Origin of the sequence: Streptomyces pseudovenezuelae (assembly GCF_001513955.1) — a bacterium.
GTDB lineage: Bacteria > Actinomycetota > Actinomycetes > Streptomycetales > Streptomycetaceae > Streptomyces > Streptomyces pseudovenezuelae.
This window is the reverse complement of sequence record NZ_KQ948149.1, coordinates 1-25,315: the sequence shown is the minus strand read 5'-3', so window position 1 is coordinate 25,315 and position 25,315 is coordinate 1. Positions and strand designations below refer to the sequence as shown.

At 70.4% G+C, this 25,315-nt stretch carries 13 protein-coding genes and 1 tRNA gene; 4 read left to right on the top strand and 10 right to left on the bottom strand.

What is annotated here, in order from left to right:
* The first annotated feature begins 170 nt into the window (after nt 1-170).
* The 3 genes from AQI94_RS24490 (at nt 171) to AQI94_RS24480 (ending at nt 6,908) form a co-directional block, all read left to right on the top strand.
* Nucleotides 171-5,111: an ATP-dependent helicase gene (locus tag AQI94_RS24490; RefSeq protein WP_031058656.1), complete on the top strand. Its 4,941-nt coding sequence runs from the start codon at nt 171-173 to the stop codon at nt 5,109-5,111.
* Between the two features lie 145 nt (nt 5,112-5,256).
* Nucleotides 5,257-6,111, top strand: a complete 855-nt coding sequence (locus AQI94_RS24485) for an Fpg/Nei family DNA glycosylase (RefSeq protein ID WP_031058660.1) — start codon at nt 5,257-5,259, stop codon at nt 6,109-6,111.
* Between the two features lie 32 nt (nt 6,112-6,143).
* Nucleotides 6,144-6,908 carry an SDR family NAD(P)-dependent oxidoreductase gene (locus tag AQI94_RS24480; protein ID WP_031058662.1) on the top strand — a complete coding sequence of 255 codons (765 nt, stop codon included), beginning with the start codon at nt 6,144-6,146 and terminating at the stop codon, nt 6,906-6,908.
* A gap of 489 nt (nt 6,909-7,397) precedes the next feature.
* Here AQI94_RS24480 and AQI94_RS24475 read toward each other — a convergent pair whose 3' ends face one another.
* The 8 genes from AQI94_RS24475 to AQI94_RS24440 all read right to left on the bottom strand — a co-directional run bounded on the left by AQI94_RS24475 (nt 7,398) and on the right by AQI94_RS24440 (nt 21,191).
* Nucleotides 7,398-7,778, bottom strand: a complete 381-nt coding sequence (locus AQI94_RS24475) for a helix-turn-helix domain-containing protein (protein ID WP_007385114.1) — start codon at nt 7,776-7,778, stop codon at nt 7,398-7,400.
* A gap of 109 nt (nt 7,779-7,887) precedes the next feature.
* Entirely contained in the window at nt 7,888-8,433 is a 546-nt protein-coding gene (locus AQI94_RS24470; protein ID WP_031058665.1) for a CinA family protein, read from the bottom strand.
* Nucleotides 8,430-9,269 carry a CDP-diacylglycerol--glycerol-3-phosphate 3-phosphatidyltransferase gene (pgsA, locus tag AQI94_RS24465; protein WP_031058668.1) on the bottom strand — a complete coding sequence of 280 codons (840 nt, stop codon included), beginning with the start codon at nt 9,267-9,269 and terminating at the stop codon, nt 8,430-8,432. The genes AQI94_RS24470 and pgsA overlap by 4 nt, the downstream gene beginning before the upstream one ends.
* Nucleotides 9,266-10,762, bottom strand: a complete 1,497-nt coding sequence (gene rimO / locus AQI94_RS24460) for a 30S ribosomal protein S12 methylthiotransferase RimO (RefSeq protein WP_078902953.1) — start codon at nt 10,760-10,762, stop codon at nt 9,266-9,268. The genes pgsA and rimO overlap by 4 nt, the downstream gene beginning before the upstream one ends.
* Before the next feature lie 102 nt (nt 10,763-10,864).
* Complete coding sequence (locus AQI94_RS24455) at nt 10,865-11,701, bottom strand: helix-turn-helix domain-containing protein (RefSeq protein WP_031058674.1); 837 nt, start codon at nt 11,699-11,701, stop codon at nt 10,865-10,867.
* 245 nt (nt 11,702-11,946) lie between these two features.
* A complete protein-coding gene (locus AQI94_RS24450) occupies nt 11,947-14,670 on the bottom strand; it encodes a DNA translocase FtsK (RefSeq protein ID WP_051832907.1) in 2,724 nt (907 codons plus the stop codon).
* A gap of 118 nt (nt 14,671-14,788) precedes the next feature.
* On the bottom strand, nt 14,789-15,475 hold the full coding sequence (locus tag AQI94_RS24445) for a response regulator (RefSeq protein ID WP_031058677.1): 687 nt from the start codon (nt 15,473-15,475) through the stop codon (nt 14,789-14,791).
* Nucleotides 15,476-15,719: 244 nt separating this feature from the next.
* Nucleotides 15,720-21,191, bottom strand: coding sequence for a HAMP domain-containing protein (locus AQI94_RS24440; protein WP_107119432.1), 5,472 nt, complete (start codon nt 21,189-21,191; stop codon nt 15,720-15,722).
* Nucleotides 21,192-21,587: 396 nt separating this feature from the next.
* Between AQI94_RS24440 and AQI94_RS24435 the strand changes: the two genes are divergently transcribed.
* On the top strand, nt 21,588-24,341 hold the full coding sequence (locus tag AQI94_RS24435; protein WP_031058690.1) for a SpoIIE family protein phosphatase: 2,754 nt from the start codon (nt 21,588-21,590) through the stop codon (nt 24,339-24,341).
* A 47-nt stretch (nt 24,342-24,388) separates the two neighbouring features.
* Here the strand turns inward: AQI94_RS24435 and AQI94_RS24430 are convergent.
* Both AQI94_RS24430 and AQI94_RS24425 read right to left on the bottom strand, forming a co-directional pair.
* Nucleotides 24,389-24,464: transfer RNA gene (locus tag AQI94_RS24430), tRNA-Thr, on the bottom strand.
* A gap of 74 nt (nt 24,465-24,538) precedes the next feature.
* Entirely contained in the window at nt 24,539-25,201 is a 663-nt protein-coding gene (locus tag AQI94_RS24425; protein WP_031058693.1) for a DegT/DnrJ/EryC1/StrS family aminotransferase, read from the bottom strand.
* Nucleotides 25,202-25,315: the final 114 nt, after the last annotated feature.

Here is a 25,315-nt window from a genome sequence, read left to right as displayed (position 1 = left end):
GCCGAAACAGGCCGCCGCAGGCACCAGGGGCGCGGGGAACTGCGCAAAAACGCCCACCCCCACCGAACCCGCACCCACCGACAACCCCACCCAGCACCCAACCCAACCCAACCGCCACAGCCAACCCGCAGGTCAGAGCGGTTGTCAGTCCCCCGGGGCAAGATGGACGCATGGTCAGCCCAGCACACCGAGCCCTGAAGGGCTTCTCCCCCGCCACCCGCGGCTGGTTCACGGGAGCATTCGACGCACCCACCACCGCCCAGGCCGGTGCGTGGCAGGCCATCGCCGAGGGCTCGGACGTACTCGTCGTCGCCCCCACCGGCTCCGGCAAGACCCTGGCCGCCTTCCTCGCCGCTCTGGACCAGCTGGCCTCCACGCCCCCGCCCGCGGACCCCAAGAAGCGCTGCCGGGTCCTGTACGTCTCCCCCCTCAAGGCCCTCGCCGTCGACGTGGAGCGCAACCTCCGCAGCCCCCTCACCGGCATCCGTCAGGAATCCGTCCGCCTGGGCCTGCCCGAGCCCGAGGTCAAGGTGGGCATCCGCTCCGGCGACACCCCGCCGGCCGAGCGCCGGGCCCTGTCCACCCGCCCCCCGGACATCCTGATCACCACCCCGGAATCCCTGTTCCTGATGCTGACGTCGGCGACCCGGGACGCGCTCACCGGCATCGAGACAGTGATCCTCGACGAGGTCCATGCCGTGGCCGGCACCAAGCGCGGCGCCCACCTGGCCCTCTCCCTGGAGCGCCTGGACGAACTGCTCCCGAAGCCGGCCCGCCGCATCGGCCTGTCCGCCACGGTCCGCCCGGTCGACGAGATCGCCCGCTACCTCTCCCCCCAGCGCAAGGTGGAGATCGTCCAGCCGAAGTCCGGCAAGGAGTTCGACCTCTCGGTCGTGGTCCCGGTGGAAGACCTCGGTGAGCTGGGCGGCTCCCCGGTCGCCGAGGGCACCGAAGGCGCGGAGCGCCCCTCCATCTGGCCCCACGTGGAGGAGCGGATCACCGACCTCGTCCAGTCCCACCGCTCCACGATCGTCTTCGCGAACTCCCGCCGCCTCGCGGAACGCCTCTGCAACCGTCTCAACGAGATCGCCTACGAGCGGGCGACCGGCGAGCCCCTTGACGAACACCACGCCCCGGCCGAGCTCATGGGCGGCTCGGGCGCGGCCCAGGGCGCACCCCAGGTCATCGCCCGCGCCCACCACGGCTCGGTCTCCAAGGAACAGCGCGCCCTGGTCGAGGAGGACCTCAAAGCGGGCCGCCTCCCGGCCGTGGTGGCCACCTCCAGCCTCGAACTCGGCATCGACATGGGCGCGGTGGACCTGGTGATCCAGGTCGAGTCACCCCCGTCCGTCGCCTCCGGCCTGCAGCGCGTCGGTCGCGCGGGCCACCAGGTCGGCGCGGTCTCCACCGGTGTGGTCTTCCCGAAGTACCGGGGCGACCTGGTCCAGGCAGCGGTCGTCACGGAACGCATGCGGACGGGTTCCATCGAGTCCCTCAAGGTCCCCGCGAACCCCTTGGACGTCCTCGCCCAGCAGATCGTCGCGATGACCTCGATGGACACCTGGCAGCTCGACGACCTCCTCGCCACGGTCCGCAGGGCGGCCCCCTTCGCCTCCCTCCCCGAGTCCGCGTTCACCGCGGTCCTGGACATGCTCGCGGGCCGCTACCCCTCCGACGCCTTCGCGGAGCTGCGTCCGCGCGTGGTCTGGGACCGCATCGCCGGCACGATCACCGGCCGCCCGGGCGCCCAGCGCCTCGCCGTCACCTCCGGCGGCACCATCCCCGACCGCGGCCTCTTCGGTGTCTTCCTCGCCGGCTCCGACCCCAAGAAGGGCGGCGGACGGGTCGGCGAGCTCGACGAGGAGATGGTCTACGAGTCGCGCGTCGGGGACGTCTTCACGCTCGGCACCAGCTCCTGGCGCATCGAGGACATCACCCGCGACCGTGTCCTGGTCTCCCCCGCCCCCGGCGTCCCCGGCAGGCTCCCCTTCTGGAAGGGCGACCAGCTGGGCCGCCCGCTCGAACTCGGCCGCGCGGTGGGCGCGTTCCTCCGCGAGGTCGGCTCGCTGTCCAAGGAGGACGCCCGCCTGCGCCTGCTCACCGCGGGTCTGGACGCGTGGGCGGCGGACAACGTCCTGTCCTACCTGGACGAGCAGCGTGAGGCCTGCGGTCATGTCCCGGACGACCGCACCATCGTCGTGGAGCGCTTCCGGGACGAGCTCGGCGACTGGCGGGTCGTCGTCCACTCCCCCTTCGGCGCCCAGGTCCACGCCCCCTGGGCCCTGGCCCTCGGCGCCAAGCTCTCCGAGCGCTACGGCATGGACGCCCAGGTCATGCACGCCGACGACGGCATCGTCCTGCGCCTGCCCGACGCCGACCTGATGAGCCTGGACCTCCTCGACCGGGAACCGACCAGGGCCGGCACGGAGTACGACGCCGAGCAGGCTCCGGTGGGCGCCGCGGACGTCGTCTTCGACAAGGGCGAGGTCGACCAGGTCGTCACCGACCAGGTCGGCGGCTCGGCCCTGTTCGCCTCCCGCTTCCGGGAGTGCGCCGCCCGGGCGCTCCTGCTGCCGCGCCGCAACCCCGGCAAGCGCACACCCCTGTGGCAGCAGCGTCAGCGCGCCTCCCAACTGCTGCAGGTGGCGAGCGAGTTCGGTTCGTTCCCGATCGTCCTGGAGGCGGTCCGCGAGTGCCTCCAGGACGTCTTCGACGTTCCCGGTCTCGTCGAGCTGATGGGCGACCTGGAGTCCCGTCGGGTCCGCCTGGTCGAGGTCACCACCCCGGAGCCCTCCCCCTTCGCCCGCTCCCTCCTCTTCGGCTATGTCGCCCAGTTCCTCTACGAGGGCGACTCGCCCCTCGCCGAGCGGCGGGCGGCGGCCCTCTCGCTGGACTCGCGTCTGCTGGCCGAGCTGCTGGGCCAGGCGGAGCTGCGCGAGCTGCTCGACGCGGAGGTCCTGACCGAGCTGGAGCGGGAGCTCCAGTGGCTGACCGAGGACCGCCGGGTCAAGGACGCCGAGGGGGTCGCGGACATCCTGCGCGTCCTCGGCCCGCTCACGGACGCCGAGCTGGCCGAGCGCGGCGCCGAACCGCAGTGGGCGCAGGACCTCGCCGGTGCCCGCCGCACGATCAAGGTGCGGGTCGGCGGCGCCGAGCACTGGGCGTCGATCGAGGACGCGGGACGCCTGCGTGACGCCCTCGGCACAGCGCTGCCGGTCGGCGTCCCGGAGGCCTTCACCGAGCCGGTCAAGGACCCCCTCGGCGACCTCCTCGCGCGCTACGCCCGCACCCACGGTCCTTTCACCTCGGCGACGGCCGCGGCCCGTTTCGGCCTGGGCACGGCCGTCACCGAGGGCGCCTTGCAGCGGCTGGCCGCGAGCGGACGTGTCGTACAGGGAGAGTTCCATCCGGCGGGCATCGGCCAGGAGTGGTGCGACGCGACCGTGCTCCGCCGCCTGCGCCGCCGCTCCCTGGCAGCCCTGCGCCATGAACTGGAACCGGTGCCGCCACCGGCCCTCGCGCAGTTCCTCCCGCAGTGGCAGCACATCGGCAAGGGGCATTCCCTGCGCGGCATCGACGGACTGGTGCGCGCGGTGGAGCAGTTGCAGGGCGCTTCCGTGCCCGCCTCCGCCCTGGAGAAGCTAGTCCTGCCGTCACGGGTCACGAACTACACCCCGGCCCTGCTCGACGAGCTCACCGCCGCCGGGGAGATCGTCTGGGCCGGGGCGGGCGCCCTCCCCGGCAAGGACGGCTGGGTCTCCCTGTACCTGGCGGACGCTGCCCCCCTTCTCCTGCCCCCGCCCCACCCCCTGGAGCTGACGGCCCTCCACCAGTCGGTACTGGACGCGCTGACCGGCGGCTACGGCCTGTTCTTCCGCCAGATCGCCGACCAGGTCCGCGCCACCACCCACCCGGACGCCACCGACCCCCAACTGGCCGACGCCGTATGGGACCTGGCCTGGTCGGGGCGGCTCACCAATGACACCCTCACCCCGATGCGGTCCCTGCTGGGCTCCGGCCGCACCGCCGGTGCCACCGCCCACCGCGCCAAGCGCACCGTCCCCCGCGGCCGCTACGGCTCCCTCACCGCCGCCGCCCGCACCGCCTCCCGGACCGGCCCGCCGACCGTCGCCGGCCGCTGGTCCCTGCTGCCGCCGCGCGAGGCCGATCCGACCGTGCGCGCCCACGCCCTGGCCCGCACCCTCCTCGACCGGCACGGAGTGGTCACCCGGGGAGCCGTGTCGGCGGAGGGTGTGGAAGGCGGGTTCTCGGCGACGTACCGCATCCTCTCCGCCTTCGAGGACAGTGGCCAGGCCCGCCGCGGCTATGTCGTGGAGGGCCTCGGCGCCGCCCAGTTCGCCATGGACGGCGCGGTGGACCGCCTCCGCGCGGTGTCCAACGCCCGCGACCGCGGCGAGGCAATGCCGGACATCGGCGCTCCCGACCTCTGGAGTCCGGACTCGGTACTCGACGGACCCCACAGCCCCGCACAGGGCGATCCCTCGACCGAGGACTGGGACTGGACCCGCGCCTTCGACACCCCGGCCGGCCCCGACAGCGAAGCCGGCCCGCACTCCCAGCCCAGCGCCGCGTCCCCGGCCTCCCGTGACGAGTACATCTCACCGCGCGACTACCCACCCCAGCCCATGCCCCAGCACTGGCAGGGCACCCCCGCGTACGGTTCCGGCTTCGGCAACCGCAGGCAGAACGCCTCGGACGCCTCCCGAGCGGTGGTCCTGGCCGCCGCCGACCCCGCCAACGCCTACGGCGCCGCCCTGCCCTGGCCCGACCCCCCGACCGAAGCAGGCCACAAGCCGGGCCGCAAGGCGGGCTCCCTCGTGGTCCTCGTGGACGGCGAGCTCACGCTCTACATGGAGCGGGGTGGCAAGACCCTCCTGGCCTGGCCCTCCGCCCCCGACACCACCCCCTCCGACGACCCCCGCCTCCGCACGGCGTCCGAAGCCCTCGCGGCAGCCGCCAAGGCCGGCTCCCTGGGCACGGTCACGGTGGAACGCATCAACGGCACCTCAGCCCTGACCTCCCCCCTGGGCGCCCTCCTGGAGACAGCGGGCTTCATCGCCACCCCACGGGGCCTACGCCTACGCGCCTGACCCCCACACAGACATCACCGCACCCGCCCCGGCCGCCGACGAAGAGCAAGCCGCCAGACCGAGACGAAGCCGAGGCCAAGACCCCCAGAACGCCACCGCCCCACCGCACCCGCCGCGGCCCCGTCACCCGTGCCACCCTTGACCCATGCCCGAAGGAGACACCGTCTGGCAATCCGCGAAGCGCCTCCACCACGCCCTCGCGGACAGAGTGCTGACCCGCAGCGACCTGAGGGTGCCGAAATTCGCCACGGCCGACCTCACCGGCCGCGGGGTCCTGGACGTCACCGCGCGAGGCAAGCACCTCCTCACCCGCGTCGAGGGCGGCCTGACCCTGCACTCCCACCTCCGCATGGACGGCTCCTGGAAGGTCTACGCGGAGGACCAGCGCTGGACCGGCGGCCCCGCCCACCAGATCCGCGCGATCCTGGCCAACACCGACCGCGCTGCCGTCGGCTACCGGCTGCCCGTCCTCGAACTGCTCCGCACCGCGGACGAGCACAAGGCCGTCGGTCACCTCGGCCCCGACCTCCTCGGCCCGGACTGGGATCCCGAGCGTGCCCTCGCCAACGTGCTCCGGGACCCCGCCCGCTCCCTCGGCGAGGCCCTCCTCGACCAGCGCAATCTCGCCGGCATCGGCAACGTCTACAAGAGCGAGCTCTGCTTCCTGCTCGGCGTCACCCCCTGGCTGCCCGTCGGCGCCCTCCCCGCGGACCGCGCCGCACAGCTCCCCGTGCTCGCCAAGAAGCTCCTGGAGGCCAACCGCGACCGCCCGGTCCGCAACACGACCGGCCGCCGCGGCCAGGACCTGTTCGTCTACGGCCGCGCACCCCGGCCCTGCCTCCGCTGCCGCACCTCCCTCCGGGTCGCCGACCAGGGCGACGGCTCCCGCGAACGCCCCACGTACTGGTGCCCGACCTGCCAGATCGGCCCGGCCCCGAGCCCTCGCCGCCGGGCACCGGGTCGAACACACCCCAGAACCTCACGCCGTACGACCAATTGACGACCCGTCAGAAACGCTCGTACCGTCGCTCCATGGCCGTCAGCGCGTACGACCTCACCGGACGCGTCGCGTTCGTCACCGGCGCCGCGAGCGGCATCGGCCGCGCGACCGCCGTCCTGCTCGCCGAGGCGGGCGCCACCGTCCACTGCGCCGATCTCGACGCGGCCGGGCTGCACGAGACCGAGACTCTGATCAAGGACGCCGGCGGCACCGCCCGCACCCACCCTCTCGACGTCACCGACCGCGACCAGCTCCACCGGGCCGTCATCTCCTGCGAGCGTCTGGACGTGCTGGCCGCCGTCGCCGGGATCATGCACAGCAGCCCGGTCCTGGAGACGCGGGACGAGGACCTCGACCGCGTCCTGGACGTCAACTTCAAGGGCGTGCTCCACGCCTGCCAGGAGGCGGCCCGGCTGATGCTCGACCGGAAGACGAGGGGCAGCATCGTCACGATGGCCTCCGGCGCCGTGGACACGGGCGGCGCAGGCCTGCTCTGCTACGGCGCCGCCAAGGCAGCCGTCGTACAACTCACGAAGACCCTGGCCACCGAGGTCGGCCGGTACGGCATCCGGGTCAACGCCGTCGCACCCGGCTGGATCCGCACCCCCATGACCGACCGCCACGACGAGGGCGCCCAGGCCCACACCGAGGCGCTCATGTCCCGCATGTCACCGCTCCGGCGCGTGGGCGAACCGGAGGACATCGCGCACGCCGTGCTCTACCTGGCCTCCGACGCCTCGTCCTTCACGACGGGCCAGATCCTCCGCCCGAACGGCGGCGTGGCGATGCCGTGGTAGCCACCCCCGACTCCCCGGGCCTCCCGGCCGACGCAGCAGGCCCGGTCCCGGCAGGCTTCCCCGCCCGCCACGCCTGACCCCAGCGCCCAGCGGCCACGGCCCCCGCGGCCCGCGCCTTGGGCACACAGTGCACCGGCAGCAGGCTCAGCCCCCACCCGCCCGCCACGACCGCCCCTTCGAGCACTCCGGCGTCCGGCGCCAGCACCAGCCGCGCCATGGCACACCACCACAGTGCCCCGAGCCCGAGAGCCACCCCCCGGCGTACTGTCGGCCCCGCCATGCCGCCACCTCCAGCCCGGACGCTAGACGGCTGCCCGATCCGCGGGGAGGGCGCACCGAGGGCACACGGACGCACCGACGCGACCGTCGCTCCAAGATGCACGAAAACCCCGACCGGCGCCTCTCCAGACCAACTGGAGAAACCCGTCCGGGGCCTCGCAGAACTTCCTCGCGGTGAGCCGTCGGCTCACCGCGCACCGAGCACGAGCGTCACGCCGCTACGACGTCCACCGCTTCGCTCGGCGCCTTGATGGTCACTCGTTCCGGTGGCACACCCTTCACCGACACGGAACCCAGCATCGGGCGCACGGGCGCCGGTACGGGCTCGCTGGGGGTGGCCGCAGCAGACTGGGCCAGCTCGGCGAGGGCGAGCTCGTCGCTCACTTCTCGCATGAGCTCGGACATCCGTACGTCCAACGCGTCGCAGATCGCGGAGAGCAGTTCGGAGGAAGCCTCCTTCTGCCCCCGCTCCACCTCGGAGAGATAGCCGAGTGAGACTCGGGCGGAGGAGGAGACTTCGCGCAGAGTACGGCCCTGGCGCTGGCGCTGCCGACGCAGCACGTCACCCAGCAGGCGACGGAGCAGAATCATCGGTGGCTCCCTCCTCGGACCGCGTAGCCGCATCCTTCACGCCCCACCGTACCGCCTTGCGCCGCGGCCGTGCGGGGAGCGATGTCGTGTTCACTCAGGGCTGCAAACATCAAAACCCCCCGTTCCGTTCCGTATCCTGTGCCCGCTCATTCCCGGTCTGTTCGCTCGCCAGCTCCTCCAGGAGGAGGGCGAGTACGCTCCGTACACTCTCCATACGAATTTCCGCACGGTCGCCGTTCAACCGCAGCGCGGTCACTTTCCCGCCACTCACTGCCTCGGAAGCGCCCGTGAAGGGTCCGTCGACGGCCACGAAAACCGTTCCGACGGGCTTTCCGTCCTGTGGTTCCGGGCCCGCCACTCCGGTGGTCGCGATACCCCAGTCGGCACCGAGCGCCTTGCGTACTCCAGCCGCCATCTGGGCCGCGACCTGCGGATCCACCGCACCTCGCTGGTCCAGCAGGGTGGCGTCGACACCCAGCAGCTCATGCTTGAGCTCGGTGGCGTAGGCGGTCACCGAGCCCCGGAACGCCTGGGACGCGCCGGGAACCGCTGTGATTTCCGCCGCAACCAGTCCGCCGGTGAGCGACTCGGCGACCGCGAGCGTACGACCGCTCACGGTGAGTAGTCGCACCACTTGGGCGGCTGAGGAACTCACGCTTCCGTCTCCTCCAACGCCGCCTGACGCTCGGCGATTCCCTGCCTGCGCAGCACAATGGCCTGTCTCACATAGTCGAGCCCAGTCACGACGGTCAGCACGACCGCCACGGCCATCACCCAGAACCTCGCGGTGGCCAGCCATCCCGTCAGCGCCAGGATGTACATCCCTACGGCGATGCCCTGGCTGAGGGTCTTGAGCTTGCCACCCCGGCTCGCCGGGATCACGCCGTACCGGATGACGAGGAAACGCAGGAGGGTGATTCCGAGTTCCCTGCCGAGGATGACGATCGTCACCCACCAGGGCAGGTCGCCGAGCCCGGACAGACAGATCAGCGCCGCCCCCATGATCGCCTTGTCGGCGATGGGGTCGGCGATCTTCCCGAAGTCGGTGACGAGGTTGTAGGTGCGGGCCAGGTGCCCGTCGAACAGGTCGGTGATCATGGCGACCGCGAAGGCCGCCCAGGCGAACGAGCGCCACGCGGGGTCATACCCGCCGTCGGCCAGCATCAGGGCGACGAATCCGGGCACGAGGACCAGCCGGAGCATGGTCAGCAGGTTGGCGATGTTCCAGACACTGGCCTGGTTGACGGCCGCGGCCGCGATCTTCTTCCCGCGCGCGGGCTTCGTACCGGAGTCGACGCCGTCCTCCGAAGCCGCTGCGGATACGACCTCCACCACGGGGACGGCACCGGCGTGCACCGCGGCCGCCGTACCCGAGACCGCGTCCGAGGGAGCGCTCGGTGCCGCGCCGGACGGGGCGCCCGAGACCGCCGCCGCCGGTCCGCCCTTCGCGGCGGAGGGGCCACCCGCAGCGGACGCCGGAACTCCGGTCATCTGCCCGCCTCCTCACTACACGCGAGCGAGCCGTCCAGCGGCTCGGCCACCAGGTCGACACCTTCCGTACCGACCACCTTCGCCTCGACCATACGACCGACGCTCAGACCTTCGCCGCTCGTGAGCAGCACCTGACCGTCGGTCTCGGGCGCCTGGTGCGCGCCGCGGCCGTACACGCCCTCCTCGTCGACCGACTCGACCAGCACGTGCACGGTCTCGCCGACACGCTCCTCGGCGCGCTGCGAGACGAGCTCCTCGGCCAGCCGGGAGACGTGGGCCAGCCGCTCGGCGACGACGTCCTCGTCCAGCTTGTTCTCGTACGTCGCCGCTTCGGTGCCCTCCTCGTCGGAGTACCCGAAGACGCCGATGGCGTCCAGTCGCGCGCCGTTAAGGAAGCGCTCCAGCTCGGCGAGGTCGGCCTCGGTCTCGCCGGGGAAGCCCACGATGAAGTTGGAGCGCACGCCGGCCTCGGGGGCCTTACCGCGGATGGTGTCGAGGAGCTCCAGGAAGCGGTCGGTGTCGCCGAAGCGGCGCATCGCGCGCAGCACGCCGGGGGCGGAGTGCTGGAAGGACAGGTCGAAGTAGGGCACGACCTTGGGCGTGGAGGTGAGCACGTCGATCAGACCGGGCCGCATCTCGGCGGGCTGCAGGTAGCTGACGCGCACGCGTTCGAGGCCGGCCACCTCGGCGAGCTCGGGCAGCAGGGACTCCAACAGACGGATGTCGCCGAGGTCCTTGCCGTACGACGTGTTGTTCTCGGAGACCAGCATGATCTCCTTGACGCCCTGCTCGGCGAGCCAGCGCGTCTCGTTGAGGACGTCCGAGGGGCGGCGGGAGATGAAGGAGCCGCGGAAGGACGGGATGGCGCAGAAGGAGCAGCGCCGGTCGCAGCCGGAGGCGAGCTTGACCGAGGCGACCGGGGAGCCGTCCAGACGGCGGCGCAGGGGCGCGCGGGGGCCGGAGGCCGGAGCGAGGCCCTCCGGAAGGTCCGCGGGGGCCGGCTCGGGGGCCTCGGCGGCCGGACCGTGCCCGGGCAGCGCGACGGAGGCCGCCGAATCCTGCCGCTCGGCCGGGCTGATCGGCAGCAGCTTGCGCCGGTCACGCGGGGTGTGGGCGGCGTGGACGCCGCCGCTGAGGATCGTCTGGAGCCGGTCGGAGATGTCGGCGTAGTCGTCGAAGCCGAGCACCCCGTCCGCTTCCGGCAGCGCCTCGGCGAGGTCCTTGCCGTACCGCTCGGCCATGCAGCCCACCGCCACGACGGCCTGGGTTCTGCCGTGACCCTTGAGGTCGTTGGCCTCCAGGAGGGCGTCGACGGAGTCCTTCTTGGCGGCCTCGACGAAGCCACAGGTGTTGACGACGGCGACGTCCGCGTCCGCGGCGTCCTCCACGAGATCCCAGCCGTCCGCCTCCAAACGGCCTGCGAGCTCCTCCGAGTCCACCTCGTTGCGGGCGCAGCCAAGAGTGACAAGTGCGACGGTACGGCGTTCAGGCATGGGCTCAAGACTACTTCGTCCCGCTGACACCCCATGTCGAAGGGGTTGGCCGATCATGGCCAACCCCTTCACGACGGAGAACCGAGAGGTTCGAACAGGGAGCTATCCGACCTGCGGGTCGCCCTTCGTGTAGGTCAGGCGCTCCACGGCTCCGGGCTGCCAGTCGTCGTCGATCTTCTTGCCGTTCACGTACAGCTGGATCGCCCCGGCGTCACCGAGGACGAGGTTGATCTTGTCGCTGTCCTGGAAGGTCTTGGAGTCGCCCTGCTTGAGCAGCCCGTCGAAGAGGGTCCGGCCGTTGTGGTCCTTGGCGAGGATCCAGCTCTTTCCGTCGGCCGCGCTGACCTGCACGGTCACCTTGTCCTGCGGGGCGGCCGCGATGGCGCTGTCGGACGGCGTGGGCTTCGGGTTCTTGGGGGTCTTGTCGGACTTCGGCGTCGGAGACTTGCTGGCGGCGGGCGTGGTGCCGTCGGCGACCTGTGCCGTCCCGCCGTCGTCGCCGCCCTTGAAGGCGGTGAACCCGACGAAGCCGACCACGGCGACGATCGCGGCGACCATGGCCGCGGTCCAGTTGGGTCCGCGCCGCTCGGGACGGATGCGTTCCGCCTCGAAGAGCGGGGCGGCCGGGGTCGGGGCGGGACGCCCGCCGCCGTGATCGGCGGCGAACTGGTCCAGAAGGGGGGCCGGATCCAGATGGACGGCCTTGGCCAGGGTCCTGATGTGGCCCCGGGCGTACACATCGCCACCGCAGGGGGCGAAGTCGTCCGCCTCGATGGCGTGCACGATGGCGATGCGGACCCTGGTGGCGTTGCTGACGTCGTCGACGGTCAGCCCGGCCGCGATCCGCGCCTGTTTCAGGGCGTGACCGACGGAGAGGTGGGCTTCCTGCGGGTCGTCTTCGAACGGACGCTCGTCTTCAGGGGAGTTGCCGATGGACACGGGGGCGCCTTTCGAGCGTTTAAGCCACCTGTGCTGGAGGTTCAGTCTAGGGGGGGTGCGAAAGAGTGGGGCAACCGGGCGGTGGGACTTTGTACGCCATCGGAATGGCCGAACACGCCGATGGTGGGGCAGCAGCATTTTGCTTCCCTCAACTTGACGTACGTCGAAGGGAAACGGTTGCTCGATGATCCCTTACGGGTGAGTCACGATCGAACATCGGTGGCCGCACCCGCTCGGGGCTCCCTCTAAGCCTCCCCGCGGATCACCGCGAGCACTCCGTCCAGTTCGTCAGCCTTCACAAGAACGTCACGAGCCTTGGACCCCTCGCTGGGTCCCACGATGCCCCGGGACTCCATCAGGTCCATCAGCCGGCCCGCCTTCGCGAACCCGACGCGCAGCTTGCGCTGGAGCATCGAGGTCGACCCGAACTGCGTGGAGACGACCAGCTCGGCCGCCTGGCACAGCAGGTCGAGGTCGTCGCCGATCTCCTCGTCGATCTCCTTCTTCTGCTTGGTGCCCACGACGACGTCGTCCCGGAAGACCGGCGCCATCTGGTCCTTGCAGTGCTGGACGATCGCCGCGACCTCTTCCTCGGTCACGAAGGCGCCCTGCATACGGGTGGGCTTGTTGGCGCCCATCGGCAGGAAGAGACCGTCGCCCTTGCCGATCAGCTTCTCGGCGCCCGGCTGGTCGAGGATGACCCGGGAGTCGGCGAGCGAGGACGTGGCGAAGGCGAGCCGCGAGGGCACGTTCGCCTTGATCAGACCGGTGACGACGTCCACCGACGGCCGCTGGGTGGCGAGCACCAGGTGGATGCCGGCCGCGCGCGCGAGCTGCGTGATCCGCACGATGGCGTCCTCGACGTCCCGCGGGGCGACCATCATCAGGTCGGCGAGCTCGTCGACGATCACCAGCAGATAGGGGTACGGCTGGAGCTCGCGCTCACTGCCCTCGGGCAGTTTGACCTTGCCGTTCCTGATGGCCTCGTTGAAGTCGTCGATGTGCCGGAACCCGTACGCCGCCAGGTCGTCGTAGCGAAGGTCCATCTCCCGTACGACCCACTGGAGCGCCTCGGCGGCCCGCTTCGGGTTGGTGATGATCGGCGTGATCAGGTGCGGGATGCCCTCGTAGGCCGTCAGCTCCACGCGCTTGGGGTCGACGAGGACCATGCGCACGTCCTCGGGGGTCGCGCGGACCATGACCGAAGTGATCAAGCAGTTAATGCACGAGGACTTACCGGAACCGGTGGCTCCGGCCACGAGCACGTGCGGCATCTTCGCCAGGTTGGCCATCACATAGCCACCCTCGACGTCCTTGCCGAGCGCGACCAGCATGGGGTGCTCGTCCTCGGCCGCCGCCGCGAGCCGCAGCACGTCACCGAGGTTGACCATCTCCCGGTCGGTGTTGGGGATCTCGATGCCGACCGCGGACTTGCCGGGGATCGGGCTGATGATCCGCACGTCCGGGCTGGCGACGGCGTACGCGATGTTCTTGGCCAGCGCGGTGATCCGCTCGACCTTCACCGCGGGCCCGAGCTCGACCTCGTAGCGCGTGACCGTCGGCCCGCGCGTGAAGCCGGTGACGGCGGCGTCGACCTTGAACTCCGTGAAGACGGTCGTCAGCGAGGCGACCACGGCGTCGTTGGCCGCGCTGCGCGCCTTGCCCGGACCACCACGCTCCAGGAGGTCGAGGGAGGGCAGCGCGTAGGTGACGTCACCGGACAGCTGGAGCTGCTCCGCGCGCGGGGGCAGGTCGCTGGGAGCCTCGGGAGCGGGCTTGGTGAGGTCGGCGACCTCGACCTTGAGCTTCTCCTGCTTCGGACGCGACTCCTGCTTGGGCCGCGCGGCCGGGACCGGCGTGTGCACGGGGGTCGTCTCGACCCGGTCGCCCACGCCGACGCCCTGGGTGAGGTCGGCGACCAGCGGCGAGGGCGGCAGGCCGTGCATGACGACGCCGTCCAGATCGGCGGCGGCGGCCGCGGCGATGTCCACGGCGTCCATCTGCCGGTCCATCGCGGGCTGCGGCACCGCGGACCGCCTGGGGCGCCCGCGACGCTGCGAGAGGGCCTCCTGCTCGGCGCCGTCGGGGTCGTAGGCCTCGGGCGCCAGACCTCGCTTGCGCCCGCGCGCGGGCAGCGCCTCACGCCACTGCTCGTCGTAACGCTCGTCGTCCTCGCCGAACTCGTCCTCCACCGGGTCGGGGAGGATCCCGAGCCGCACGCCGAGCTCCCGCAGCCGCCGCGGAATGGCGTTGACCGGGGTGGCGGTGACGACGAGCAGCCCGAAGACCGTCAGCAGCACGAGCAGCGGTACGGCGAGGACCTCGCCCATGGTGTACGTCAGCGGGGTGGCCGCTCCCCAGCCGATGAGGCCGCCGGCGTCCCTTATCGCCTGCATGCCGTCGCTGCGGGCGGGGGCACCGCAGGCGATGTGGACCTGGCCGAGGACGCCGATGACGAGCGCCGACAGGCCGATCACGATCCGGCCGTTCGCCTCGGGCTGCTCGGGGTGCCGGATGAACCGTACGGCGATGACCGCGAGCAGTATCGGCACGAGCAGGTCGAGCCGACCGAAGGCACCGGTCACGATGATCTCGACGAGGTCGCCGACGGGCCCGCGCAGGTTCGACCAGGTACCGGCGGCCACGATCAGGCCGAGGCCGAGCAGCAGGAGTGCCACGCCGTCCTTCCGGTGCGCCGGGTCGAGGTTCTTCGCGCCCTGCCCTATCCCGCGGAACACGGCGCCCACGGCATGGGCAACGCCGAGCCAGAGGGCGCGGACGAGCCGGAGGACGCCTCCGGTCGGACTGGGCGCCGGCCTCGGCGGCACGGCCTTCTTCGCCGCTGCCTTCCTGGCGGGCGCCTTCTTGGCCGGTGCTTTCCTGGCAGCGGCCTTCTTCGCCGGACCCTTCGCGGGAGCGGCAGCCTTCTTGGCGGGCTGCTTCTTGGCGGCGGGGGGACGTGAGGCCATGAGTGTGAGGTTACCGGTGGAGACGACCGCGGACACGTGTGCCCACTGCTTCACCCGTTCGTGTCGCTTCTGATGGGGTGCCGAACTGACGCGGACTCAAGGGGTCTGTCGGCGAGCGTCAGTTCTGCGAGGACACCGACGGGGAACTCCCAGTACCCGGCTCCAGCGCGTCCAGCGCCCGCCGCAACCCCGTCAGTTTGCGTTCGAGATGGGCCGCGGTGGCGACCGCTGCCGCGTCCGCGGACTCGTCGTCCAGTTGCTTGGAGAGCGCCTCCGCCTGCTCCTCGACCGCCGCGAGTCGCGCGGACAGCTCGGCGAGCAGCCCCGCCGGCTCCTTCGCGTCCCCGATCGCCGCCTTGCCTCCGCCGCCGCCCTCCAACTGGAGCCGCAGCAGCGCCGCCTGCTCTCGCAGCTGGCAGTTCTTCATGTAGAGCTCGACGAACACCGAGACCTTCGCGCGCAGCACCCACGGGTCGAAGGGCTTGGAGATGTAGTCCACCGCTCCCGCCGCGTACCCACGGAAGGTGTGGTGCGGGCCGTGGTTGATCGCGGTGAGGAAGATGATCGGGATGTCCCGGGTCCGCTCCCGCCGCTTGATGTGCGCCGCGGTCTCGAAACCGTCCATGCCCGGCATCTGGACGTCCAGCAGAATCACCGCGAAGTCGTCCGTGAGCAGCGCCTTGAGCGCTTCCTCCCCGGACGATGCCCGCACCAGTGTCTGATCGAGCGCGGAGAGGATGGCCTCCAGCGCCAGCAGATTCTCCGGCCGGTCATCGACCAGGAGGATCTTGGCCTTCTGCACCATGGCCCGCCCTCCTCGCCCCGGATGTGCACCGGGTGCCGCCCCTGCAGACGACTCCCTTTCGCCGCCCGTCCTTGTGCCGGTCATCGTAGCCGCACCCTGTCTGTCGCCACACCCTGTCACCGTGATGTCACTGTGCACGTAGCAGAAACGTAGCGGGAGACCAGAAGGTTCCCCGAATCCCGTACTTCTACACGGCATCGGGCACCCTGAGTCAGCAACTCCGCGTGAACTCCGCAGATTCCCATCACTCTCCCCGCATCCACTGCTGCATCACCGACAGCAGATGATCGGGATCGACGGGCTTCGTCACATAGTCCGAGGCGCCCGACTCGATCGCCTTCTCCCGGTCGCCCTTCATCGCCTTGGCGGTCAGCGCGATGATCGGGAGCCCGGCGAACTGCGGCATCCTGCGGATCGCGTTGGTCGTCGCGTACCCGTCCATCTCGGGCATCATGATGTCCATCAGGACGACCGCCACGTCCTCGTGCTGTTCCAGCACCTCGATGCCCTCCCGGCCGTTCTCCGCGTAGAGCACCGACAGGCCGTGCTGTTCGAGGACACTGGTGAGCGCGAAGACATTGCGGATGTCGTCGTCGACGATCAGCACCTTCTCCCCGCCGAACCGGATGCCCCGGCGCGGCTGCGGCGCGGACTGGTGCTCCACCGCCGACCACTGGTCCGGCTGCCCGATCCGCTGCTCCAGGGACGGCGCGGTCCTGCGACGGCGCCGGAACAGCGCCGCGGCCCCGTTCTGCGTCTCCTGGTACGACCGCACCTCGGCCGGCGTCTCGACCTCGACGCCGCCCATCCCGTTCTCCGACGTGGACGCCACCAGGTCGCCGGCCTCCAGAGCGGGCATGGACTGCTGGTAACCCTGCGGAGGCAGTTCGCTCGGGTGCAGCGGCAAATACAGCGTGAACGTCGATCCGCGTCCCGGCTCGCTCTGCGCGTGGATCTCGCCGCCGAGCAGTTGCGCGATCTCCCGCGAGATCGACAGCCCGAGGCCCGTGCCGCCGTACTTGCGACTGGTCGTGCCGTCGGCCTGCTTGAACGCCTCGAAGATCACCCGCATCTTGCTGGCCGCGATGCCGATGCCGGTGTCGGTCACCGAGAACGCGATCAGGTCGGCGTCCGGGTCGCGCAGCGAACCGGCCTCCAGCAGCTGCTCCCGGATCGCCACCGGCACATCCCGCCCGGCGGGCCGGATGACCAGCTCGACGGCCCCGGAGTCGGTGAACTTCACCGCGTTCGAGAGCAGGTTCCGCAGCACCTGGAGCAGCCGCTGTTCGTCGGTGTGCAGTGTGGCGGGCAGCTCGGGCGAGACCCGTACGGACAGGTCCAGGCCCTTCTCCGCGGTCAGCGGCCGGAAGGTGGCCTCCACGTAGTCCACGAGCTGCACGAGGGCGATACGCGTCGGCGAGACGTCCATCTTGCCCGCCTCGACCTTCGACAGGTCGAGGATGTCGTTGATCAGCTGCAGCAGGTCGGAACCCGCGCCATGGATGGTCTCGGCGAACTCGACCTGCTTGGGGGTGAGGTTGGAGTCCGCGTTGTCGGCGAGCAGCTTGGCGAGGATCAGCAGCGAGTTCAGCGGGGTCCGCAGTTCGTGCGACATGTTCGCCAGGAACTCGCTCTTGTAGCGCATCGAGACGGCGAGTTGCTCGGCGCGCTCCTCCAGGACCTGCCGCGCCTCCTCGATCTCGGTGTTCTTGACCTCGATGTCACGGTTCTGCTGGGCCAGCAGCTCGGCCTTCTCCTCCAGCTCGGCGTTGGACGCCTGGAGGGCCTTCTGCCGGTTCTCCAACTCCGCCGACCGCTCCCGCAGTTGCTCGGTCAGCTCCTGCGACTGCTTCAGCAGCACCTCCGTCTTGGTGTTGACGGAGATGGTGTTGACGCTGGTCGCGATCATCTCGGCGATCTGGTTGAGGAAATCCTTCTGGATCTGCGTGAAGGGTGTGAAGGACGCGAGCTCGATGACACCGAGCACCTTGCCCTCGAACAGCACCGGGAGGACGATCACTTGCGCGGGCGGCGCCTCTCCGAGACCGGAGGAGATCTTCAGATAGCCGCTGGGCGCGTTCTCCACCAGGATCGTGCGCTTCTCCTCTGCGGCCGTCCCGATGAGCGCCTCCCCCGGCCGGAACGACGTCGGCATGGAGCCCATCGAGTAGCCGTACGACCCGAGCATGCGCAGTTCGTACTGCTCCTCCGCCTCGGCGCTCATGTCCTTGCCGTCCAGGAGCGGCATCGCGACGAAGAACGCGCCGTGCTGCGCGGTCACCACCGGCGTCAGCTCGCTCATGATCAGCGAGGCCACGTCCTCCAGGTCCCGGCGGCCCTGCATGAGCGCCGAGATACGGGCCAGGTTGCCCTTGAGCCAGTCCTGCTCCTTGTTGGCGATCGTGGTGTCGCGCAGGTTGGCGATCATCTTGTTGATGTAGTCCTGGAGCTCCTGGATCTCGCCCGACGCGTCCACGTCGATCTTCAGGTTCAGGTCGCCCCGGGTCACCGCGGTCGCCACGCGCGCGATGGCTCGCACCTGGCGGGTGAGGTTTCCTGCCATTTCATTCACGGACTCGGTCAGGTCGCGCCAGGTGCCGTCGACGTCCCGCACGCGTGCCTGGCCGCCGAGCTGTCCTTCGGTGCCCACCTCGCGGGCCACCCGGGTGACCTCCTCGGCGAAGGACGACAGCTGGTCGACCATCGTGTTGATGGTCGTCTTCAGCTCCAGGATCTCGCCTCGGGCGTCGATGTCGATCTTCTTGGTCAGGTCGCCCTTGGCGATGGCCGTGGTCACCATGGCGATGTTCCGCACCTGACCGGTCAGGTTGGACGCCATCTGGTTCACGGATTCGGTGAGGTCCTTCCAGGTACCGGCCACACCCGGCACCCGCGCCTGGCCGCCCAGGATGCCGTCCGTGCCCACCTCACGGGCCACCTTGGTGACCTGGTCCGCGAACGAACTCAGCGTCTTCACCATGGTGTTGAAGGTGTCGGCGAGCTGCGCGACCTCACCGCGCGCCTCGATCGTCACCGTCCGCGTGAGGTCACCATTGGCGACCGCGTTGGCGACCTGGGAGATGTTGCGCACCTGCATGGTCAGGTTGTTGGCCATCAGGTTCACGTTGTCGCTGAGGTCCTTCCAGATGCCCGTGACACCCGGAACCCGCGCCTGACCGCCCAGCTGTCCCTCGGTGCCCACCTCACGGGCCACCCGGGTCACCTGCTCGGCGAAGGACGACAGCTGGTCGACCATCGTGTTGACGGTGGTGACGAGCTCAAGGATCTCGCCCTTCGCGTCGACGGTGATCTTCTTCGAGAGATCGCCCTTGGCGACCGCCGTGGTGACCTCGGCGATGTTGCGCACCTGGATCGTCAGGTTGTTCGCCATGAAGTTCACGGACTGCGTGAGGTCCTTCCAGGTGCCGGAGACACCCTGCACCTCGGCCTGGCCGCCGAGGATGCCCTCGGTGCCCACCTCACGCGCCACCCGGGTCACCTGGTCGGCGAAGCTGGAGAGCTGATCCACCATCGTGTTGAGGGTGTTCTTCAGCTCAAGGATCTCGCCCCGTGCGTCCACGTCGATCTTCTGCGACAGGTCACCCCGGGCCACCGCGGTGGCCACCTGGGCGATGTTGCGCACCTGGGCAGTAAGGTTTCCTGCCATTCCGTTCACGGAGTCGGTCAGGTCCCGCCACACACCGGCGACGCCGGGCACCTGGGCCTGCCCGCCGAGGCGGCCCTCGGTGCCCACGTCGCGGGCCACCCGGGTCACTTGGTCGGCGAAGGCGGAGAGCTGGTCGACCATCGTGTTGATGGTGTTCTTCAGCTCCAGGATCTCGCCGCGCGCGTCCACGTCGATCTTCTGCGACAGGTCACCCCGGGCCACCGCCGTCGTCACCTGGGCGATCTGCCGCACCTGAGAGGTGAGGTTGCCACCCATGAAGTTGACGGAGTCGGTGAGCTCCTTCCACGTACCCGACACGCCCGGCACGACGGCCTGACCGCCCAGCCGGCCCTCGGTGCCCACGTCCCGGGCCATCCGCGTCACCTGGTCGGCGAAGGCGGAGAGCTGGTCCACCATCGTGTTCACGGTGTTCTTCAGCTGGAGCATCTCGCCGGAGACGTCCACGGTGACCTTCTGCGACAGGTCACCGTTGGCCACCGCCGTCGTCACCTGGGCGATGTTCCTCACCTGTCCGGTGAGGTTCCTGAACGCGGTGTTGACGGAGTCGGTCAGGTCCTTCCACGTACCGGCGGCGCCCGGCACCTGCGCCTGGCCGCCCAGCTCACCCTCGACACCGATCTCGCGCGCCACGCGCGTGACCTCGGCACCGAACGCGGACAGCTGGTCCACCATCCCGTTGACGGTGTTCTTCAGCTCCAGCATCTCGCCGGCCACGTCCACGGTGACCTTCTGCGACAGGTCACCGTTGGCCACCGCCGTCGTCACGGCGGCGATGTCCCGCACCTGGGTGGTGAGGTTCCGGAAGACCGTGTTCACCGAATCGGTGAGGTCCTTCCACGTCCCCGCCGCACCCGGCACGTTCGCCTGCCCGCCGAGCTGCCCCTCGGCACCGACCTCGTTGGCCACGCGGGTGACCTCGTCCGCGAAGATCCGCAGCGTCTCGGTCATCTGGTTGATCGTGTCGGCGAGCTGCGCGACCTCGCCGCGTGCGGACACCGTCACCTTCTGCGACAGGTCACCGCTCGCGACCGCCGTCGTCACCTGGGCGATCCCGCGCACCTGGGCCGTCAGGTTGCCGGCCATGAGGTTCACCGAATCGGTGAGGTCCTTCCACACCCCGGCCACACCCGGCACCTGCGCCTGGCCGCCGAGCTCGCCCTCGACACCCACCTCGCGCGCGACGCGGGTCACCTCGGAGGAGAAGGAGGAGAGCTGGTCCACCATCGTGTTGACGGTGTTCTTCAGCTCCAGCATCTCGCCGGCCACGTGAACCGTGACCTTCCGGGACAGATCGCCCTTGGCGACCGCCGTGGTCACCAGCGCGATGTCCCGCACCTGGGCCGTCAGCCGGTACGCCATCGTGTTGACGGACTCGGTCAGGTCCTTCCAGGAACCCGACATGCCACGCACGCGTGCCTGGCCGCCCAGCTTGCCCTCGGTACCGACCTCGCTGGCCACCCGAGTGACCTCGTCGGTGAACGTCGAGAGCTGATCGACAAGGTTGTTTACAGTCCGCCCGACCTTCAGGAACTCCCCGCGCAGCGGATGCCCCGTCCCGTCCGGCGCCTGCGTCCTGAGCTCCATACGGGGTGACAGATCACCCTCCGCCACCGCGGACAGCACCCGGCCGACCTCGGAGACGGGCCGTACGAGATCGTCCACGAGCGCGTTGGAGGCATCGATGGCCGACGCCCAGGAGCCCTCGCAGGCGCCTGTTTCCAGCCTTTCCGTGAGCTTGCCCTCACGACCCACCATGCGCCGCACGCGTGACAGCTCACCCGTCAGATGCAGATTGCGGTCGGCCACCTCGTTGAAGACGGCCGCGATCTCCGACATCACGCCGTCGCCGGACACCGTCAACCGCTTGCGGAAGTTCCCGTCACGCATCGAGACCAGCGCGGACAGCAGCCGGTCCAGGGCAGCCGTGTCCACCGCGGTGGTCCCGCCCCGCGGTTTGCGCTGGCCGCTCGCGGACTGTCCGCCCTTCGCGCGCGTCCTAGTGCCCCGCGTCGCTGCGCCAGACTCCACTGTGTCCCTCCCGCAGGGGTCGACCGTTACTGCTGTGCTCGGGTGGTACCGCGCGGCACACTGCTTGCTGCCGCACGCTTCTGCTTACTACAGCGATATTTCAACCAGGCGTGCGAAGCCGCACCACGGGCTGCTGCCCGCCCTGCGAGCAAGCCACTCGGCCTGCCCGAACCTTCTTCAGGAGCTTGCCCAGTGTTTCACCCTGGTTGAACCCGGCCATAACAGTTCGGCAGCTTCGCACATCGTCCGCACACCCTCCGGACGGAAACACTGCAGACCGGCATCCGCATGGCCGTCGAAGGTAAGTAACCTTGCATGCGGCTGTCCAGCCGAGCCGGTCCGTCCGGCCTGGGCGGTGGCACGAGCACGAGCGGGCATCGGAGGGCGGCCGCACACATGACCACCGGACTGATCCCCGGGGGACAGAACCCGGATCCCCGGCCGACGGGCGGTCTGCCGCAGCAGCGGCACGAGCCGGTCGGCCAGGCAGCCCTGCACGTCGACAACCGGTCGAGGAGTTCTGTGATCACCGCGCGCGCGGCCGCCAGCTTCGAGCCCGTCGGACGATCGGTCGCGACAGCCCGGTCCTTCGTCCGCGACACCCTCCAGGGCTGGGGCTTCGCCGACATCGTCGACGACGCGGTGGTCCTCACCAGCGAACTCGTCACCAACGCCGTGGTGCACGCCGGCACCTCGGCCGACGTTCTGTGCCTGCGCAGTGACGACGGTGTCCGCATCGAGGTGGCCGACCACTACCCCGAACGGGAGATCCCGCTCCAGGGCCAAGCCGTCAACATGGGCAACCTCGACCGCGAGGGCGGCCGCGGCCTCCAGCTCTGCGCCGCGCTCGCCGGCCGCTGGGGCGTCGACTACACGCCCACCCAGAAGCAGGTCTGGTTCCAACTCGACCTGCCCGAGCGCCCGGTGGGCACCCGCACGGCGGGCCCGTCACTGCCCGCGGACCTCCTCCCGCTCGCCGACGGCCGCGTCCGCGTCGCCGTCGTCCAGATCGACCGTACGTGCGCCATCACCTCGTGGAACGAGGACGCCGAGGAACTCTTCGGATACGCCGCCGAACAGGTCCTCGGCAAGCCTCTGACCGACCTCGCGGCCTGGCCGCACACCCCGGGCACCGGCACCGGCATCGCCGAGGCACTCCAGCTCTCGCGCTGGGAGGGCAGCTACGGCATAAGGGCCGCCAACGGCCGCGTCACCTCGGTCTACGCCTCCCACCTGCGCGTCCGCGACACCGGCGGCGAGCCCTCCACCGTCTGCCTCCTGGTGCGCGACCACGAACGGGCCGTACTCCAGACGCCGTTGCGCGGCCCCGCCTCCGACACGAACACCTCCGTCGACGGCCAGAGCACCGACCCCTTCGAGGTGTTCATCGGCTCCCCGGCCCCGGACGACCTCGACGGCCTGCTCCAGCGCACGGTCGAACGCGCGCGCGACATGCTCGACGGCGACTCCGCCTTCCTGCTCCTCGCGACCGATGACGAGACGGAGCTGGAGGTCCGCGCCTCCACCGGCCTGCCCTCCGCCCGTCAGCGCTTCGCGCGCGTGCCCGTCGAAGGGGGCCCCGGCCGCTACGGCTCCGCCCGCATGCCGGCCGTCCACGACGACCTGTCGGCCGTACCGGGCGCCGTACCGCTGCTGAGCGGCACCGGCATGCGCTCGGTCGTCACCGTCCCGCTGAAGGTCGAGGGACGCCTCACCGGCTCCCTGGGCGTGGCCGCGGAGGGACCCGGCAGATACTCGAACGAAGAGGCCCTGCGACTCCAGTTCGCCGCCGACCGCATCGCGTTGGCCGTCGAGTCGGCCCGCCTGGGTGAACTCGAACGCCTGCGCCGAGGCTCCCTGAGCTTCCTCGTCGAGGCCTCGGACCTCCTCGCCGGCACCCTGGACCGCGACCAGACGCTGGCCCTCATGGCCCAGATGACCGTCCCGACCCTGGCCACCTGGTGTGCCGTGTACACGATCGCCGACCAGGCCTCGGATCCCTATCTGTCGTACGTCCTGCACGAGGACGAGGAACTCATCGACGGCATCAAGTCGTTGCTGTCGAAGATCCAGCCCCCGGACCCGGTCCCCACTCCCGGTGCCCGCGTCTGGTCGGCCCCCGGCGAGGCGGCCCACCAGGCGGCCCTGCGCAGCTCCATGCGCAGCCTCGGCCTCACCGGCGGCCAGACCCACCAGCTCGCCTCCGGAATCGGCCCCACGCTCGCCACGGCCTCCGCGGTGGGCGGCGAGACCGTCGTCCTTCCCCTGGTCGCCCGCAACCGCGTCATCGGCATGCTGACCCTCGGCAAGCCCTCCGACGAACACTTCCGCCAGGAGATCCTGGAACTGGCCGAGGACCTGTCCCGCCGGGCCGCCCTCGCCCTCGACAACGCCCGCCTCTACTCCGAGCGCACGGCCATCAGCCAGTCCCTCCAGCGCAGCCTCCTGCCACCCGAGCTCCCCCAGATCGACGGCGTCGAGGTCGAGGTCATCTACCGCGCGGCGGGCGAGGGGAACGAGGTCGGCGGCGACTTCTACGACGTCTTCCCCATCAGCGACGGCGCGTACGGCTTCGCCATCGGCGACGTCTGCGGCACGGGCCCGAACGCCGCCGCGGTGACGGGCCTCGCCCGTCACGCCCTCCGCCTCCTGGCCAGGGAGGGCCTCAGCGGCCCGGCGGTCCTGGAGCGCCTGAACTCCGCGATCCTCGACGAGGGCGCCCGCAGCCGCTTCCTGACCCTGCTCTACGGCGAGCTGTGGCCGCAGGAGGACGGCAGCGCCCGTCTGAAGGTCGTCTGCGCCGGCCACCCGCTCCCGCTCCGCCTGCGCCAGGACGGCACCGTGGAACCGGCCGCCGAACCGCAGCCGCTCCTCGGCGTGATGGAGGACCTGGAGCTCTACGAGCAGACGGTCACCCTCGACCCGGGCGACGTCCTGCTCTGCGTCACGGACGGCGTCACCGAACGCCGGGAAGGCACCCGCATGCTGGGCGACGACGGTCTCGCCGACGTCCTCACCACCTGTACGGGCCTGACGGCCGGCGCGGTCGCGGCCCGCATCATGCGCGCGGTCGAACGCTTCGCCTCCGACGCCCCGTCCGACGACATGGCCATCCTGGCGATGCGCGTCCCGGGCCTGCACACGGACTGAGAGAGAGCACGAAAAAGGCCCCGCCCGAATGGGCGGGGCCTTTTGGCTGGAGCCCCCTAACGGAATCGAACCGTTGACCTTCTCCTTACCATGGAGACGCTCTGCCGACTGAGCTAAGGGGGCCTGTCGCCTTTCGAGGTTTCCCTCGCGGCAACGGAATAGATCATACCCCGAGCAGACCCGTGCTCCCAACTCGCTCAGAAAGCAGGCTGAAGCAGTCCGCCGAGGGCGTTGCACGCGGCCACCACCCGCTGCATGTCCCGCTTGGTCAGCGAGGCATCGACCGGCAGCGCAAGCGTCTCGTCGGCGGCCAGCTCGGTCTCCGGCAGCGACACGCAACGCCGGAACTCGGGAAGCCGGTGCACAGGCGTCTTCACCGGCACCCGGCACTCAACTCCCTTGCTCCGCAGGGCCCGCGCGAACGCGTCCCGGTCCGGCCGTCCGTTGCCGGGCACGCGCACGACGTACTGCTGGTAGGTGTGCCCGTCGCCTCCATCGGGCGTGCGCACCCCGCGCAGCTTCCCATCGAGATAGCAGGCCCGCTCCCGCCGTTGAGCGGTCTCGTCGTACGGCGCCTCGGACTCGCCCTCCTGGAGCACCAGCAGCCCGTGCCGCTCCCCGACCGCGAGCAGCCGCGCCATGTCGGCCGGCCGCCCGAATCGGTGGACGACAACGACGGCCGCCGTCCGCGGAGTTACGGCCGCTTCGACAGCGGACGCGTCAAGGCAGTAGCTGACCGGATGTATGTCCGCGAACACCGGAAGCGCACCCGTGAGTGTCACCGCTTCGGCGACCTCGACGTTCCCGAAGGCCGGTACGACGACCTCGTCACCGACTCCGACGCCGGCGGCCCTGAGCATTGCAGCAGTACCCATGCTGGGGATGGTGGTTGCGCAACGTGAACTTCAAGTGACGCCCAACAAAAAAGGGTTGGACCCTGAACCGAAGTTCAGGGTCCAACCCTTTGAATGATT

Bases quoted from the DNA above. Each gene is read 5' to 3' on its own strand.
- AQI94_RS24490 (WP_031058656.1), top strand. From the start codon at position 171: ATGGTCAGCCCAGCACACCGAGCCCTGAAGGGCTTCTCCCCCGCCACC.
- AQI94_RS24485 (WP_031058660.1), top strand. From the start codon at position 5,257: ATGCCCGAAGGAGACACCGTCTGGCAATCCGCGAAGCGCCTCCACCAC.
- AQI94_RS24480 (WP_031058662.1), top strand. From the start codon at position 6,144: ATGGCCGTCAGCGCGTACGACCTCACCGGACGCGTCGCGTTCGTCACC.
- AQI94_RS24475 (WP_007385114.1), bottom strand. From the start codon at position 7,778: ATGATTCTGCTCCGTCGCCTGCTGGGTGACGTGCTGCGTCGGCAGCGC.
- pgsA (WP_031058668.1), bottom strand. From the start codon at position 9,269: ATGACCGGAGTTCCGGCGTCCGCTGCGGGTGGCCCCTCCGCCGCGAAG.
- rimO (WP_078902953.1), bottom strand. From the start codon at position 10,762: ATGCCTGAACGCCGTACCGTCGCACTTGTCACTCTTGGCTGCGCCCGC.
- AQI94_RS24450 (WP_051832907.1), bottom strand. From the start codon at position 14,670: ATGGCCTCACGTCCCCCCGCCGCCAAGAAGCAGCCCGCCAAGAAGGCT.
- AQI94_RS24445 (WP_031058677.1), bottom strand. From the start codon at position 15,475: ATGGTGCAGAAGGCCAAGATCCTCCTGGTCGATGACCGGCCGGAGAAT.
- AQI94_RS24435 (WP_031058690.1), top strand. From the start codon at position 21,588: ATGACCACCGGACTGATCCCCGGGGGACAGAACCCGGATCCCCGGCCG.
- AQI94_RS24425 (WP_031058693.1), bottom strand. From the start codon at position 25,201: ATGCTCAGGGCCGCCGGCGTCGGAGTCGGTGACGAGGTCGTCGTACCG.